Source organism: Streptomyces sp. NPDC001507 (assembly GCF_042894765.1).
Lineage (GTDB): Bacteria > Actinomycetota > Actinomycetes > Streptomycetales > Streptomycetaceae > Streptomyces.
Window position 1 is genome coordinate 207,645 of the sequence record NZ_JBIAVV010000012.1, and the last position, 15,098, is coordinate 222,742.

Sequence of the window (15,098 nt, forward strand, 5' to 3'; positions counted from 1 at the left end):
CACCCGTCACTTGCGGCCGGGCGTCCAGTTCATGCCCCAGCCGTAGGCGCGGTCGACGGTGCGCTGCGGGCTCACCCCGCGCTCCGGGACCAGGTAGCGGGCCTCGCGCTGTACGACGAGGTCGCCGCCGGTGTTGGTGAGCAGCGCGAGCGCGCACACGGTCGAGGGAACCGTGCACTCGTCCAGGGAGAAGTCGACCGGGGCACCGTGCTGGGGCTGGAGGGTGACCGTGGCGTGCAGGTCCGCGAACGACGTGGCGCCCTGGTAGATCGTCACGAAGACCAGGATGCGGCGGAAGTCCTGTCGGTGATCGAGGTTGACGGTGAGGTTCTCGCCGCTCGACACGGCGCCGGTGCGGTCGTCTCCGTCGAGGTGGATGTACGGCGGCCGGTTCACCGAGCCGAAGGCGTTGCCCAGCGCCTGGACGACACCCTTGCGGCCGTCGGCGAGCTCGTACAGGGCACACAGGTCGAGGTCGAGGTCGGCCGCCCCGCCGTGCCGGCCGCCCCAGCCCGGGAGCTGTTTGCGGACCTGCCAGTTGAGGTTGACGCGCAGCGCGCCCGAGGTGCCGCCCTGTTTGGCCAGCGACACGGAGGGGGCCGCCTTGGTAAGCGTCACCTTGGACAGCCGTACGGGTGCGGTCGGCGGGGCGACCGGAGTCGGGGCCGGGGCTGGAACCGGAGTCGGGGCCGGGGCTGGAACCGGGGCCGGGGCCGGGGCCGGCGGGGCGTCCGGATACGAGGTCGGCGGCGCCGACTGCGGCACGGGCGGCTGCACCGGGTGCTGCGGCTCGTCCACCGTGATTCCGAAGTCGGTGGCGAGCCCTTCCAGCCCGCTGCTGTATCCCTGCCCCACCGCACGGAACTTCCAGCCGCCCCGGCGGCGGTACAACTCACCGAGCACGAAAGCGGTTTCCACCGTGGCGCCCGTGCTGTCGAACCGGGCGACCACGCTGCCGTCGGCGGCATTGCGGACCTCGACGTAGAGGCCGGGGACCTGCCCGAACGTTCCGCCGTCGGCCGAGGCCGCGAGGACGATGCGCTCGACCGGGGTCTCCACGCGCGCGAGGTCGACGAGAAGGGTGTCGGTGACCAGGTCGCCGGAGCGCCGCTTGCCCTCGTGCCGGACCGCGCCCGAGGCGTGCGCGGGCTGGTTGTAGAAGACGAAGTCACCGTCGGAGCGCACTTTCCCGGCGACCAGCAGCAACGCCGAGGCATCCGCGTCGGGGGCTCCCGGGCCGGAGCGCCAGCCCAATTCGACACGCAGTGCCGTGGTCGGCACCGGCGTATTCGATCCTTTCGGCATTGACATGTCCGCCCCCATCATGTGTCGGCACGCCGGGCACGCCCCGGCCGCCCCAGGTCATCCCTACCCTCACAACCTATTCCCGGGGCCAGGGATCTCCCATGAGCAGCACAGGAAGATCCCTGGCCAACTGCCGGTAACCGGCTCGGAACTCGGCCTTTACATGATCCAAACGCTGATCGCCGTCCTTTTTTGCCGAGTTCGCTCGGATTGGGGATCCAGCGTCACTGCCGACACGGAAAACAACCCTCTTATCGGTCTCCCCAACCAGCACATCGTGGGCTTAACTTATGTGCCATGACCTCCCCCCGCTCCACCTATGGCGGCGGCTACTACTCCGCCTCCTTCCCGGACACTCCGATCTACGACTCGCTCGTGGCCGAACGGGGCACCCCGCAGATCGCCCCGATCCGGGTTCCCCCCGCCTACGACGCGCCCAGCAGCTTCAGCAACCTGCCCGCGCTGCCGTCGGCACTGCCCGCCCTCCCGGCCGGTCCCTCCCAGCCGGCCCCGGGCTACGGCTACCCGCAGCAGATGCAGCAGCCCGCTCCGCTGCAGCAGGCGCCCACGGCGTACATCCCCCAGCAGGCGACGGGACCGCGCGGCTACCCCGCGCAGCAGCCGCAGCCGCCCCGTCCGATGATGGGCGGCACGGGTTATGAGGCGATGCGCCCGGCGGCTCCGCGCCCCGCACCGACGGCTCCGTACCAGGACCCGTACAACAACCAGCAACAGCAGCAGTACCGCGGCTACTGACCGGCATCCATCCCCCCGATGTCCGTGCCACCTGGCACGATGGCGTCATGGGGATGGCGGAACTGCAGTCGATCCACGTTCACCCGGTCAAGTCGCTCCGGGGCTTCTCGCCCCGGGAGGCCGTCGTGGAGCCCTGGGGGCTGGCCGGTGACCGACGCTGGGTTCTGGTCGACGACGGGGGAAAGGTCGTCACCCAGCGTGTGAAGCCGCGCCTCGCGCTCGCCGCTGCCGAGCCGTTGCCCGGCGGCGGCGTACGCCTGTCCGCGCCCGGACTCCCACCGCTGACGGTGCCGGTCCCCGAGCCGGGAGCCACGGTGCCGGTGGACATCTTCGGCACGAAGGTGGAGGCGGTCCTCGCGGCGGAGGCCGCTCACGCGTGGTGCGGCGCGTATCTGGAGGCCGACGTCCGTCTCGCCCACATGGACGACCCCGCGAGCCGCCGCCCGATCGACCCGGACCACGCGCTGCCGGGCGAGACCGTGAGCTTCGCCGACGGCTATCCCCTGCTGGTCACCACGCAGGCCTCGCTGGACGCCCTCAACTCCCTGATCGCGCGGGGCGAGCACCCCGACGAGGGCCCGCTGCCCATGAACCGGTTCCGGCCGAACGTGGTCGTGCGGTCCACCCCGGCCTGGGCGGAGGACGACTGGGGACGGATCGCCATCGGCGAGGTCGAGTTCCGGGTCGCCAAGACGTGCGGGCGGTGCGTCGTGACCACCACCGACCAGATCACCGCCGAACGCGGCCGGGAGCCGTTGCGGACCCTGGCGCGGCACCGCCGGTTCGGCAGCCGGCTGGTCTTCGGCCAGAACCTGGTACCAAGCTCCCCCGGCACGATCCGGGTGGGGGACCCGGTCCGGGTCCTCGGCTGAGGTTGAGCCCTGGCGGCGCCGATCCCCGAGCGGGGGCCCGCGGTGCCAGTGACCGACGGTCCCGCGGGCGGGCGGGCGGGCCGGCCGGCCGGCGGACGTCCCCGGCCCGCGCCACCCGCGCCCCGCGTCCGACCGTCCGACCGGGCGACCGTCCGACCGGGCGACCCCACCAACTTGACCGCGCGCCGTCCTCGTCCCCTCCGTCGGACGATCTCCACCTCCCGGCGGGAACCCGCGCCCGCGGCCCGGTCGTTGGAGGTCGTGAGAAGTTCATGAGAGTCCCTGCCGGGGGTGATTTCGCTCTCTCTTCGGCCAGGGGCCCGGGTGAACGGACCGGGCGGGGGTTATCACGGAGCGGGAAGGGGGTGGTGGTCGGTGCGAGCGATCCGCGGCCTGTGGCGCTGGCGGCACAATTCGCTGCGCCGGGCGACCGACCTGGCCGAGGCATGGGTGGCCCTGGCGGCACTGGTGCTGATCGTGGTGGCCGCGCCGGTGCTCGGCTCGTTCGTCGGAGCCGCCGCCCAGTCCAGCCTCCAGCGGTCGGTGCGGCAGCAGCAGCACGACCGGCATCTCGTCCCGGCCACGGTGGTGCGCAAGCTGGGCGATGCCCCGGTGGAACCCGACCCCGACGCCACCAGCGCCCACGACCCCCGCAGCCGCGTCCTCGCCGACTGGACCGCACCGGACGGCACCCGGCAGCACGGCCCGGTCCTGACGACCCTCACATCCCCGCACAAGGGCGACCACTTCGACGTCTGGACCGACCAGCAGGGGGTCATCACCGCCCGCCCGCTGGACGCCGCGACGGCGACGACGCACGCCGTGCTGGCCGGGTTCGGCGCGGCCCTGCTGACCGCGGGGCTGGTCGACGGCGCCAGACGGATGATCGTCTGGCGTATGGTCCGTCGCAGGTACGCACGGTGGGACCAGGCCTGGGAGCGGGCGGGCCCGGACTGGGGCAAGGCCGGGACGGGCAGCTGACGGCCTTTCGGTCTCTGGTCAATCCACCACCCCGGCGCACGCTACGGTGGACCGGCCGAAGGGCATTCGGCATCGACCCGCGCGCGAGCGGACCGCAGGGGCCGGGCACCGTCCGCGGTGCCGCCCGCAAGGCGAGCGAGCGATCTGTACGACGAGGTGGGGGCACGGCAACGCCATGGCACAGGGCACGGTCCAGGTGACGCACACCGGCACATCGAGGTGGCGGCGCCGCACGGGTGAGTACGCGTCGCTCGCCGCCGCCCTGGAGGCCGCCGCCGACGGCGACGTCCTCACGGTCGCGCCCGGCACCTACCGGGAGAACCTCGTCGTCGAGCGCGCGGTGACACTGCGCGGGCCCGAAGGTTCGCCCGGCTCGGTGCGCATCGCCCCCATGGACGGGGTCCCGCTCACCGTGCGCGCCTCGGCGGTCGTACAGGACCTGCATGTCGAGGGTCAGGACGCCGCCGCGCCCGCGCTGCTGGTCGAGGAGGGCACCCCCGAGCTGCTGGACGTGCGGATCGTCACCCGGTCCGCCGCCGGGATCGAGGTGCGCGGCGGCGCCCGGCCGACGGTACGGCGGTGCACCGTGGACAACCCGGCGGGCATCGGCATCGCCGTACTCGACGGCGGCGGCGGGGTGTTCGAGGAGTGCGAGGTCGTGGCGGCGGGCCAGGCGGGCGTGGCGGTCCGCGGCGGCGGCCGTCCGCGGCTCGACCGCTGCCGGGTGCACCACGCCTCGGGCACCGGCATGACGGCGACCGGGGAGAACTCCGCGCTGGAAGCGGTGGGTTGCGAGATCTACGAGGTGCGCGGCTCCGGTGTGCAGGTCACCGCGCGGGCGACGGCGCACCTCACCGACTGCGACGTGCACCGCACCACCGCCGACGGGGTCACCCTCGACACCGACGCGGTGCTCACCCTCGCCGACTGCCGTATCCACGACATCCCGGAGAACGCGGTCGACCTGCGCTCGCGGTCGGTGCTGACGCTGACCCGGACGACCGTGCGTCAGTTCGGGCGCAACGGGCTGTCGGTGTGGGACCCGGGCACCCGCGTGGACGCGAACCAGTGCGAGATCTTCGACAGCACGGGCGACTATCCGGCGGTGTGGGTCAGCGACGGCGCCACCGTGGTCCTGGACTCCTGCCGGGTGCACGACGTGCCGGACGCCCTGTTCGTGCTGGACCGCGGCTCCCGCGCGGACGTCGTCGACAGCGACCTCTCCCAGGTGCGCAACACGGCGGTGTCGGTGAGCGACGGCGCCACCGCGCAGCTCGACGACTGCCGGATCCGCGACGCGGCCACCGGCGCCTGGTTCCGCGACCACGGCAGCGGCGGCACCCTCAGCAACTGCACGGTGGACGCCACCCAGACCGGGGTGATCGTCACCAAGGGCGCCGACCCCACCATCGAGCGCTGCACGGTCGACTCCCCGGCCGAGGCGGGCTTCTACGTGTCGGCGGGCGGCCGCGGCACCTTCCAGAACTGCCGGGTCACCGGCAGCGGCGGCTACGGCTTCCACGTGATCGACGGCTGCCGTACGACGCTGCGCAGGTGCCGTACGGAGCGGTGCGCGCGCGGGGGCTACGAGTTCGCCGACGGCGGTCCGGACGCGGGGTCGGGCACCGGCCCGGTGGTGGAGGACTGCACCAGCGACGAGAGCGGCAGCCTGCGTCCGCCGGCGGCGCGGGAGACGGTCGTACAGACCTCGCACCAGGCGCCCGGTCTGCTGGGCGCGATCCCCGGCCAGCGCAGCACCGAGCAGGAACCGCTCCTCGCCCCCGCCGCACCCCAGGAGCCGGCCCGGACCTCGAAGGCCGTGCTCGGTGAGCTCGACGCGCTGGTGGGCCTGGACAGCGTCAAGCGCGAGGTCCGGGCGCTGACCGACATGATCGAGGTCGGCCGGCGCCGCCAGCAGGCCGGACTGAAGGCCGCCTCGGTCAAGCGGCACCTGGTGTTCACGGGCTCCCCCGGCACCGGCAAGACGACGGTCGCCCGGCTCTACGGCGAGATCCTCGCCTCCCTCGGGGTGCTGGAGAAGGGCCATCTGGTCGAGGTGTCCCGCGTCGACCTGGTCGGCGAGCACATCGGCTCCACGGCGATCCGCACCCAGGAGGCGTTCCAGCGGGCGCACGGCGGGGTGCTGTTCATCGACGAGGCGTACGCGCTGTCTCCGGAGGACGCGGGGCGGGACTTCGGCAAGGAGGCCATCGACACGCTGGTGAAGCTGATGGAGGACCACCGGGACGCCGTGGTGGTGATCGTCGCGGGCTACACCGAGGAGATGGAGCGCTTCCTTTCGGTCAACCCCGGTGTGGCGTCGCGTTTCTCCCGGACCATCACCTTCAGCGACTACGGCCCGGACGAACTGCTGCGGATCGTGGAGCAGCAGGCCGACGAGCACGAGTACCGGCTGGCTCCGGGTGCCTCGGACGCGCTGCTGAAGTACTTCACGGTGCTCCCGAAGGGCCCCGCGTTCGGCAACGGCCGTACCGCCCGGCAGACTTTCGAGGCGATGGTGGAGCGGCACGCGAGCCGGGTCGCCCAGCTCGCCGATCCGACCACCGACGACCTCACCCTGCTGTACCCGGAGGACCTCCCCGAACTCGGCTGATCAGCCGCCCGGTTGCGGCCGCTGCCCGGGCAGCTCCGGGCAGCGGCCGGGCCAGCAGCCGCTGCCGTTCCTCGGCGAAGGCCAGGCGGTGCAGGTCGTGGGCGACGGCGGCGAGGACGATCACCAGCGCGCCCTGGGCCAGGCCAGACCGCCGAAGGCGGTGTCTCCGGCGAGCCGCCCCATCGAGTGCCACCCCGGCCGGGACCAGCCGGCGTACAGCGCCGCGAGCAGCAGCAGGGCGAGCGCGCCGAGCGGCAGGCGTCGGACGAGGTGCCGGTCGAGTTCGTGGTCGAGGAGGTTCTCGCTGCGGCCCCGGTGGCAGACCACCCACACCACGGCGAGGGCCCAGGCGACGAGCGCACCGGTCAGCCACCCGGTGGTGTCCAGTACGGCGGTTCCGCCCGGCCTGCGGTCGAAGGCGGCCGCCGGTGCGAGGACCGCGGCGGCGACGGTGAGCAGGCCCGCCGCGGTGTGGGCCGGCACGCAGCCGGGCGACCAGGCGGCGCCCGTACCAGAAGCCGGGGCTGCCGAGGGAGGTGTGGCCGGGCTCGGGGCCGTTGGCCAGGGGCCGGGTGGACTCGTAGGCGCTCCAGGCGCGGTGCGAGAGGTACCAGAGCAGGCCGGTGAGCGCGGTGGGGACCAGGGCGGCCGGGGCGAGCCGGCGTCCGGGGGCGCTCCACCGGCCGCCGTCGGAGCCGGCCGGCGAGAGGAAACCGAGCCAGGCGTGCCGGCGGGCGCAGGCCGTGACGCCCGCGCACTGTCAGGCGGCGAGGTCCAGGGCGACCTCGCGGGCGGCGGCGACCAGCAGCACGGTCAGGGCGAGCCCGGCGAGCCGGACCACCAGGCCGTAGAAACGCACGGTGCGCGGCCGGTCCTCGGCGGCGGGGCGCATCCAATGGGCGAGGTTGACCACCATGAACGGCAGAAGCAGCAGCCACAGCGCGCGGGAGGCGTTGCCCGAGGTGAGGTTGCACCAGACGTACGCCCCGGGCACGGTGCGGTCGCGGTAGTCGCCGGGCCGGGACTCGGCGTCGACGTCCTCGGCGCGCCGGAAGACGGCGGCGGTGTCGTCGCCGGTGATCCGCACCGTACGCGGATCGTCGAGCATCTTCTCGGGCGTGGTGCCGGCGACCCCGTGGACCATGAGCTCCAGGTCGATCTCCGGTGCGGCGGGTCGGCCGGGCCGGGCTTCGCGGTCGTGGGCCGCTCGGCGGGGTCGCCGCCGGTGGCGATTTCCTGCGCGCGTTCCACTCTTCTCGCACTTCCCGCGTGACGCGCCGATGGTCTGTGTCCGTGCGGGTCTCAGGATCGCCGATTTCGGTGTGACGCGCACCACTCGCCACGGAATCTCCCCGTTGTGCGTGACGCCCAGTGCAACACATGGTGTCCACATGACATGTGTGCGCGGACACAGGGAGTGGCGCAACCTGTGCGGTCCCGTGAAAGGATGGGGCGCCCGTGCACCGGAGCCGGACGGAATGTCCTGGTCGGAGCCGGTACGTGGGGCGTATCGGACGGCTTGAGGCGAGAGGACCGGAGCGTACGTGAGTGAGAACCAGAACCTCCTCGCGGAGCAGCGCCGCGCCCTGATCCTGGACGAGGTCCGGCGCCGGGGCGGCGTACGCGTCAACGAACTGACCCGCAAGCTCGGTGTGTCGGACATGACGGTACGCCGGGACCTGGACGCGCTGGCCCGGCAGGGTGTACTGGAGAAGGTGCACGGCGGTGCGGTGCCGGTGGTCGAGGCGAGCACGCACGAGCCGGGCTTCGAGGCCAAGTCGGGGCTGGAGCTGACCGCCAAGGAGGACATCGCCCGGACCGCCGCCGAACTGGTCGTGCCGGGTACGGCGATCGCCCTGTCCGGCGGTACGACGACGTATGCGCTGGCGCATCACCTCCTGGAGGTCCCCGACCTGACCGTGGTGACGAACTCGGTGCGGGTCGCGGACGTCTTCCACGCTGCCCAGCGCGTCGCCGGGCAGCGCCAGGGCGCGGCGACGGTGGTCCTGACCGGCGGGGTGCGCACCCCGTCCGACTCCCTCGTGGGCCCGGTGGCCGACCAGGCGATCGCGGCACTCCACTTCGACCTGCTCTTCCTCGGCGTGCACGGCATATCGACCGAGGCCGGCCTCTCCACACCGAACCTCGCGGAGGCGGAGACCAACCGCCGCCTGGTGCAGTCGGCCCGGCGGGTCGTGGTGGTCGCCGACCACACCAAGTGGGGCACGGTGGGCCTGAGTTCGTTCGCCAAGCTGGAGCAGGTCGACACGCTGGTCACGGACGCGGGACTGCCCTCCGACGCGCGTGCGGAGATCTCGGAGCATCTGCGCCGGCTGGTGGTGGCGGGCGAGGCGGAGGCCTGATCGCGCCGGCGGTGCAGACATCTGACGGGCCGCCAGTTATCGTGGCGGAGCCGGTCAACCGCCTTTCCGGTCAAGGGGGTTCTCTGCCATGGCCCGTCGTCTGCGCCCCGTGGGGCTCGACTTCGTCGAGACCGCGCCCGTACGCCTGGTCTTCGCGCAGGAGATGTCCGCACCGCCCGAGCGGGTCTTCCACGCGCTCAACGACGACGTACCGGGCTGGGCGGAGTGGTTCGACGCGGTGACCCACGCCGAGTCCGTCGACGACGGTGCCGGGCGCGACATCCGGCTCAAGGGCGGCGGGCGGTTCCGGGAGACGGTCATCGCGGCGAAGGAGGCCGAGGTGTACGCCTACCGGGTGGACCTGACCAACGCGCCCGGCGCGCACGCCATCGCGGAGGAGTGGCGGCTCGTCCCCTCCGGCGGCGGCACCCGCGTGCAGTGGACCTTCGCCGTGGACGGCACGGCACCGTTCCGTCTCGCGGTCAGGGCGGCACGTGCCGGGCTCGGCCGGGCCTTCCGGGGCGCGGTCGTCGAACTGGACCGGCGCCTGTCCCGGTAGCGCCTCAGCCGGGCCAGACCCCCGTCTCCAGCAGCGAGTCGATCGCTGCCGCGTACGGCGCGATGTCCAGGCCCTGCTCGGCGAGCCAGGCGTCCGAGTAGTACTTGTCGAGGTACCGGTCCCCCGGGTCGCACAGCAGGGTCACCACGCTGCCCTGCCGTCCCTCGGCCACCATCTCGGCGACGATCTTCAGCGCACTCCACAGCCCGGTCCCGGTCGACCCGCCGGCCTTCCGCCCGATCGCGCGCTCCAGCGCCCGCACCGCGGCCACGCTCGCCGCGTCCGGCACCTTCATCATGCGGTCGACGGCCCCCGGTACGAAGCTCGGCTCCATCCGCGGCCGTCCGATGCCCTCGATGCGGGACCCGCAGTCGCAGGTGACGTCCGGATCGCCGGTGGTCCAGCCCTCGAAGAAGCAGGAGTTGTCGGGGTCGGCGACACAGATCCGGGTGTCGCGCTGGGTGTAGTGGACATACCGCGCGAGCGTCGCGGAGGTGCCACCGGTCCCCGCCGTGGCGACGATCCAGGCCGGTTCCGGGAACCGCTCCAACTCCAGCTGACGGAAGATGGATTCGGCGATGTTGTTGTTGCCGCGCCAGTCCGTGGCCCGTTCGGCGTAGGTGAACTGGTCCATGTAGTGGCCGCCGGTCTCCACCGCCAAGCGCGCGGACTCCTCGTACATCTTCCGGGAGTCGTCCACGAAGTGGCACTGCCCGCCGTGGAATTCGATGAGCCGGCACTTCTCGGCGCTGGTGGTGCGCGGCATGACGGCGATGAAGGGCACGCCGATGAGCTTGGCGAAGTACGCCTCGGAGACGGCCGTCGAGCCGCTGGACGCCTCGATCACCGGGCGGTCGGGCCGGATCCAGCCGTTGCACAGGCCGTACAGGAAGAGCGAGCGGGCCAGCCGGTGTTTGAGACTTCCCGTCGGGTGCGTCGACTCGTCCTTGAGGTAGAGGTCGATGCCCCAGGCCTCGGGCAGCGGGAAGCGCAGCAGGTGCGTGTCCGCCGAGCGGTTCGCGTCCGCCTGGACCTTGCGGACGGCCTCTTTGAGCCAGTGGCGGTAGCCGGCGTCACTGCGGTCGACGTCGAGGGTGGCGCCGGTCCGGATCTGCGGGGTGGTGCTCACGGCGGGACTCCTTACGCTTCGCGCCGACGGCGCCCGAACGCGGCCGACGCACCGATCATAGACATCTTCCGCACGCTCCTCACCTGCATAAACGCATCTTTGAGCGCCTCAAAGGCACCCCTGGGGAACAGCGCCGGGCAGTGGCGGGAACCCTTCGGGGGCGCACGGCGCCGAATGCTCCGAGCGCCCCCCGCCCGGCGGCCCTCGCGCACTGGTGCTCCACGCCGGGGGCGGGCAGACTGCCACCGGACGGGACGAACGTCCCGAACGGGGGCGCACACTGGACCACGACACGAGCCGGAGCGCGCCGGGCCGGGGCCACAAGCTTCCGGACGGCGGCCGACGTACTCGAAAAGGGGCGGGGCAGGATGGCGGAGCCGGAGTTCACGGCGACGGGCGTGCGGATCGACAAGCGGCTGCGTTCGCTCACCCGGGCCGGGCAGGTCCGGATAAGGGACGGCAGGCTGCAGTTGCTCACGAGCTACGGCAGCGAGATCGACAGCGCGCCCGTCCAGGCGGTAAGGGCCTCGAAGCCGTGGTTCGCGTCGGAGGACCGGGCCCTGGCCGACCTCAACGGCCAGCGCTACTCACTCACCCTGGGTGACCACGACCCGGCGCCGGGCGAGCCGGGACCGCCGGCGGCACGCCGCTTCATCGAGGCGGTACGGCGCGCCGCGGGGCGTGACCGCTGAACCGCACGGACCTGCGGGGCATGACCGCCGGACCACGGCGAGTTGCGGGACCGAACGCACTGGGTCACGCTTGTCTCACGTCACTCTGGGTTTACCGGCGATAACGCTGCGAACCAGCCCGCCGGCCACGACAGCAGGCGGCCCCATGGACGGCGGCGCCCTGCTGGATCCGTTCTCCGTGTTCTTCCGGACCTCACGTCGGGGAGTCGCAGTCGTGATCAAACACCCAAGCAGACACTGCTCGGTGGAGCTCCAAGCCTTGCCTTCGCGGATCGGTCAGGTCCGCAGAATCGTATCTGCGCAGTTGCGCTACTGGCATCTCGACCCGTTGATCGACCGGGCCGCGCTCGGTGTGACGGAGTTGCTCACCAACGTCCACCGGCACGCCGGGACCGACAAGAACTGCACCGTGGAGATCGAGCTCCAGCTCGACCGCCTCACCGTGTCGGTCCGCGACCACGACCCGCGCCTTCCGGTGGTCGAGGACGGCACGGAGATCGCGCCGATGGCCACCTGCGGGCGAGGGCTCGCGATGGTCGCCGCGGTCAGCGAGAGCTGGGGGGTTCGGCCGCACGACGACGGCAAGGTCGTGTGGTTCACCCTGCCGGCACCGACGGCCACGCCGATGGCGGCCGCCCGCCCGCAGCGCCGCGCCGCCGAGCCGGCCCCCCGCCGGATCGTCGAGCCCGAACCCGCGACCCCCGCCGCACCCGCCGCCGCGCCCGCATCGGCCGGCGCCCCGGCCCCCGCGCACGCCCACGCGGCCGCCGCGGTCCCCGGTGCCGCACACGCTCCCGCCCGCTCGGCTGTCGCCAGTTGAGCGGGCGGTGAGTCTCCTCGCCGAGTCTCACCCCGGCGCTACCGCTCCGTCATACCGCGCCGCCCTTGCCGACGCGGCCGAACTGCTCCTCCAGGACGGACAGCCTGCGCCAGTACTCGTCCTCGTCGATCTCGCCGGAGGCGAAGCGACGGCCGAGGACCGCGAGCGGCGAGTCGCCGGCCGGACGGCCGGCGTCCATCGGGCGCCAGGGTCCGCCGCGGCCACGCCACACGGTGCGGCGCAGGAACGTGACGCCGCCGATCACGACGGCCGCCCAGAGCAGCGGGAAGAACAGGATCCACGGGCCGGGCCCGCCGTTCCAGTTCGCCAGGGTCTCCATGCCGGTCAACTCCCCAGGGTCGCGGTGTGATGTACCGAGACTGACCGCCGGGACGGGTCCGCGTCGTCGTGCCACCGACGGCACCGCACGTACCTCCCGGGGAGTACACGGCGACACGGTCCCTGCTCCCCGAAGGACTGGCATTCTGTAACTACTAGTATGTACAGTCTCGGTATGAGCACGTCGGAGCGGTTGATCGAGTCCACCCGCGAACTGCTGTGGGAGCGCGGCTACGTCGGCACGAGCCCCAAGGCGATCCTGGAGCGCGCGGGCGCCGGCCAGGGCAGCATGTACCACCACTTCAAGGGCAAGCCGGACCTGGCGCTGGCCGCGATCCGGCGGACCGCCCAGGAACTGCTGGCCACCGCCGAGGCCCTGCTCACCGGACCGGGCACCCCGTACGAGCGGATCGAGGCGTATCTGCGGCGCGAGCGCGACGTGCTGCGCGGCTGCCCGGTCGGCCGGCTGACCATGGACCCGGACATCGTCGCGAGCGACGAACTGCGCGCGCCGGTCGACGAGACGCTCGACCGGATCCGGGAGCTGATCGCCGGGATCGTCGAAGAGGGCAAGGAACAAGGGCAGTTCGGGCCCCAGGTGGACGGCGGGGAGATCGCCGCGACCGTGCTCGCGACCGTGCAGGGCGGCTATGTGCTCGCCCGGGCGTCCGGTTCCCCCGCCGCGTTCGACGCCGGGGTGCGCGGACTGCTGTCCCTGCTGAGGACCTGCTGAGGAGTTGACGTACGTGCAGATCACCAGAGAGCGCCCGGACACCCGGCGGGGCCCGGCGGAGAACTTCACCGGCACGGTGTGGCTGGACGAGATCGCGGCACCCGCCGCCCCGTCCCGGCTGCGCATGTTCAGCGTCCACTTCGCGCCCGGCGCCCACACCGCCTGGCACCGGCATCCGCACGGCCAGGTGCTGCACGTCCTGGAGGGCGAGGGGCTGGTGCAGCGCAGGGGCGGCGCGCCGGAGGCGATCCGCGCGGGCGACACGGTGTGGATCGAGCCGGGCGAATGGCACTGGCACGGCGCCGGACCGCGCACCTTCATGACGCATCTCGCGGTCGTGGAGGCCGCCGAGGACGGCACGACCACCGAGTGGCACGAGCACGTGACGGACTACCCGGCCTGAGGAGGGACCAGCGCCATGCATGCCATGCAGTACGAGTTCACCCTGCCCGCGGGCTACGACATGGGCGTCATCCGCGCCCGCGTCGCGCGCGTCGGGCGTCTGCTGGACGACTGGGACGGCCTCGGCGTCAAGGCCTACCTCATGCGCGAGCGGGGCCGGCACGGCTCGCCGGTCAACCAGTACGGCCCGTTCTACCTCTGGAACACCGTGCGGGGCGTGAACAGCTTCCTGTGGGGAGGCGCCTTCCAGGGGCCGGTCGACGACTTCGGCCAGCCACGCATTCGGCAGTGGACGGGCCTGGCCTTCGAGGAGGGCACCGCCGCCGGCTCCCCCGCCGCGTTCGCCGTGCGGCGGCGCCGACCGGTGCCGGAAGGTGTGGAGTTGGCCGCCTTCATGGCCGACGCGGCGGACGAGACAGGGCGGCTGGCGGCCGAGGACGGTGCCGTGCTGGCGGCGTCCGCCGTGGACACGGACGCCTGGGAGCTGGTCCACTTCTCGCTCTGGGAGCACGACAGCCCGAAGGCCGAGGGCGACGTCTTCCAGGTACTGCATCTGTCGGAGCCGGGGCGCGGCGCGCTGGCGCGCGGGCGGCAGTGGTGAGCGGTGTCCGCACGGTCCTCGGCGACATCGGGGCCGCCGACCTGGGCGTCTGCGACGCGCACGACCACCTGTTCCTCCGCAGCCCCCGGCTGCCGGGGCAGGAGCTGAACGACGCCGGCGCCGCCCGGGCCGAACTGGCGGCGTTCCGCGCGGCGGGCGGGGCGGCCGTCGTGCAGTGGACGCCGTACGGGATGGGGCGGCGGGCCGCCGACCTTCCCCTGTTGTCCCGGTCCACCGGAGTACACGTGCTCTGCGCGACGGGACTCCACCAGGAGGCGCACTACGCACCGGAACTGCTCGGCGGCCTGCGCGGACGGCTCGCCGAGGTGTTCGTCCGCGAACTGACCGAGGGCATCGGTACGTCCGGGGTGCGCGCCGGTCTGGTCAAGGTGGCGGGCGGCTTCCACCACCTCGACGCGCACGCCCGCTGGACGATGACCGCGGCGGCCGAGGCCCACCACGCGACGGGCGCGCCGGTCGCCGTCCACCTGGAGCTGGGCACCGGTGCGCTGGACGTACTCGACCTGCTCTGCGGGGAGTTGGGCGTCCCCGCCGACCGGGTGATCCTCGGCCACCTGAACCGCTCCCCCGACCTCGTCGTCCAGCGGCAGGCCGCCGCCTCCGGCTGCTGGCTGGCCTTCGACGGGCCGTCCCGGGCCAACCACGCCACCGACTGGCGGATGCCCGAGGCCGTACGGGCCCTGGCCGAGGCCGGGTTCGGGGACCGGCTGCTGCTCGGCGGGGACACCGTGGTGAGGGAGGCGCGGTCGGTGGACGGCGGACCCGGGATGCCGTACCTGCTGCGGCGGGTGCGGGTGCGGCTGGAGGCCGAGTTGGGTGCGGAGGGCGTCGGCCGGATCCTCGTGGACAACCCCGCCCGGGCCTTCGCCGTCGACTGGCGCTGAGCGCTTCGCCGCAAGTGCCGCGACACG

General features: G+C 72.9%; 15 protein-coding genes and 1 pseudogene. 12 read left to right on the forward strand and 4 right to left on the reverse strand.

What is annotated here, in order from left to right:
• Nucleotides 1-6 precede the first annotated feature (6 nt).
• The gene (locus ACFY0K_RS35150; protein ID WP_390643369.1) at nt 7-1,323 is read right to left on the reverse strand and encodes a TerD family protein; all 1,317 of its coding nucleotides are present in this window, start codon (nt 1,321-1,323) and stop codon (nt 7-9) included.
• 279 nt (nt 1,324-1,602) lie between these two features.
• On the opposite strand from ACFY0K_RS35150, the gene ACFY0K_RS35155 reads away from it, so the two are divergent.
• The 4 genes from ACFY0K_RS35155 (at nt 1,603) to ACFY0K_RS35170 (ending at nt 6,528) form a co-directional block, all read left to right on the forward strand.
• Nucleotides 1,603-2,061, forward strand: a complete 459-nt coding sequence (locus tag ACFY0K_RS35155) for a DUF6643 family protein (protein WP_351494900.1) — start codon at nt 1,603-1,605, stop codon at nt 2,059-2,061.
• 47 nt (nt 2,062-2,108) lie between these two features.
• Nucleotides 2,109-2,933 (forward strand): MOSC domain-containing protein, encoded by an 825-nt coding sequence (locus ACFY0K_RS35160; RefSeq protein ID WP_390643226.1) that lies wholly within the window; start codon nt 2,109-2,111, stop codon nt 2,931-2,933.
• 375 nt (nt 2,934-3,308) lie between these two features.
• A complete protein-coding gene (locus ACFY0K_RS35165) occupies nt 3,309-3,914 on the forward strand; it encodes a hypothetical protein (protein WP_390643227.1) in 606 nt (201 codons plus the stop codon).
• Nucleotides 3,915-4,089: 175 nt separating this feature from the next.
• On the forward strand, nt 4,090-6,528 hold the full coding sequence (locus ACFY0K_RS35170; RefSeq protein WP_390643228.1) for a right-handed parallel beta-helix repeat-containing protein: 2,439 nt from the start codon (nt 4,090-4,092) through the stop codon (nt 6,526-6,528).
• Between the two features lie 81 nt (nt 6,529-6,609).
• On the opposite strand, the pseudogene ACFY0K_RS35175 reads toward ACFY0K_RS35170, so the two are convergent.
• A pseudogene (locus ACFY0K_RS35175) lies at nt 6,610-7,672 on the reverse strand (hypothetical protein); the annotation flags it as partial.
• A gap of 400 nt (nt 7,673-8,072) precedes the next feature.
• Here ACFY0K_RS35175 and ACFY0K_RS35180 point away from each other — a divergent pair.
• Together ACFY0K_RS35180 and ACFY0K_RS35185 are read left to right on the forward strand one after the other, a co-directional pair.
• Entirely contained in the window at nt 8,073-8,891 is an 819-nt protein-coding gene (locus ACFY0K_RS35180; protein WP_351956196.1) for a DeoR/GlpR family DNA-binding transcription regulator, read from the forward strand.
• A gap of 88 nt (nt 8,892-8,979) precedes the next feature.
• Complete coding sequence (locus ACFY0K_RS35185) at nt 8,980-9,450, forward strand: SRPBCC family protein (protein WP_390643229.1); 471 nt, start codon at nt 8,980-8,982, stop codon at nt 9,448-9,450.
• 4 nt (nt 9,451-9,454) lie between these two features.
• Here ACFY0K_RS35185 and ACFY0K_RS35190 read toward each other — a convergent pair whose 3' ends face one another.
• On the reverse strand, nt 9,455-10,579 hold the full coding sequence (locus ACFY0K_RS35190) for a PLP-dependent cysteine synthase family protein (RefSeq protein ID WP_390643230.1): 1,125 nt from the start codon (nt 10,577-10,579) through the stop codon (nt 9,455-9,457).
• 368 nt (nt 10,580-10,947) lie between these two features.
• Between ACFY0K_RS35190 and ACFY0K_RS35195 the strand changes: the two genes are divergently transcribed.
• Both ACFY0K_RS35195 and ACFY0K_RS35200 read left to right on the forward strand, forming a co-directional pair.
• Complete coding sequence (locus tag ACFY0K_RS35195) at nt 10,948-11,271, forward strand: hypothetical protein (protein ID WP_301649398.1); 324 nt, start codon at nt 10,948-10,950, stop codon at nt 11,269-11,271.
• Nucleotides 11,272-11,485: 214 nt separating this feature from the next.
• On the forward strand, nt 11,486-12,091 hold the full coding sequence (locus tag ACFY0K_RS35200) for an ATP-binding protein (protein ID WP_390643231.1): 606 nt from the start codon (nt 11,486-11,488) through the stop codon (nt 12,089-12,091).
• Between the two features lie 49 nt (nt 12,092-12,140).
• Here ACFY0K_RS35200 and ACFY0K_RS35205 read toward each other — a convergent pair whose 3' ends face one another.
• Nucleotides 12,141-12,431, reverse strand: a complete 291-nt coding sequence (locus tag ACFY0K_RS35205; RefSeq protein ID WP_390643232.1) for an SHOCT domain-containing protein — start codon at nt 12,429-12,431, stop codon at nt 12,141-12,143.
• A gap of 159 nt (nt 12,432-12,590) precedes the next feature.
• Between ACFY0K_RS35205 and ACFY0K_RS35210 the strand changes: the two genes are divergently transcribed.
• From ACFY0K_RS35210 to ACFY0K_RS35225, 4 genes are read left to right on the forward strand one after another with little or no spacing between them, the layout of a single operon-like run.
• On the forward strand, nt 12,591-13,163 hold the full coding sequence (locus tag ACFY0K_RS35210) for a TetR/AcrR family transcriptional regulator (RefSeq protein WP_390643233.1): 573 nt from the start codon (nt 12,591-12,593) through the stop codon (nt 13,161-13,163).
• A gap of 13 nt (nt 13,164-13,176) precedes the next feature.
• Nucleotides 13,177-13,566 carry a cupin domain-containing protein gene (locus tag ACFY0K_RS35215; RefSeq protein WP_390643234.1) on the forward strand — a complete coding sequence of 130 codons (390 nt, stop codon included), beginning with the start codon at nt 13,177-13,179 and terminating at the stop codon, nt 13,564-13,566.
• A gap of 15 nt (nt 13,567-13,581) precedes the next feature.
• Nucleotides 13,582-14,166 carry a DUF4865 family protein gene (locus ACFY0K_RS35220; protein WP_390643235.1) on the forward strand — a complete coding sequence of 195 codons (585 nt, stop codon included), beginning with the start codon at nt 13,582-13,584 and terminating at the stop codon, nt 14,164-14,166.
• On the forward strand, nt 14,163-15,071 hold the full coding sequence (locus ACFY0K_RS35225) for a phosphotriesterase (protein WP_390643236.1): 909 nt from the start codon (nt 14,163-14,165) through the stop codon (nt 15,069-15,071). The genes ACFY0K_RS35220 and ACFY0K_RS35225 overlap by 4 nt, the downstream gene beginning before the upstream one ends.
• Nucleotides 15,072-15,098: the final 27 nt, after the last annotated feature.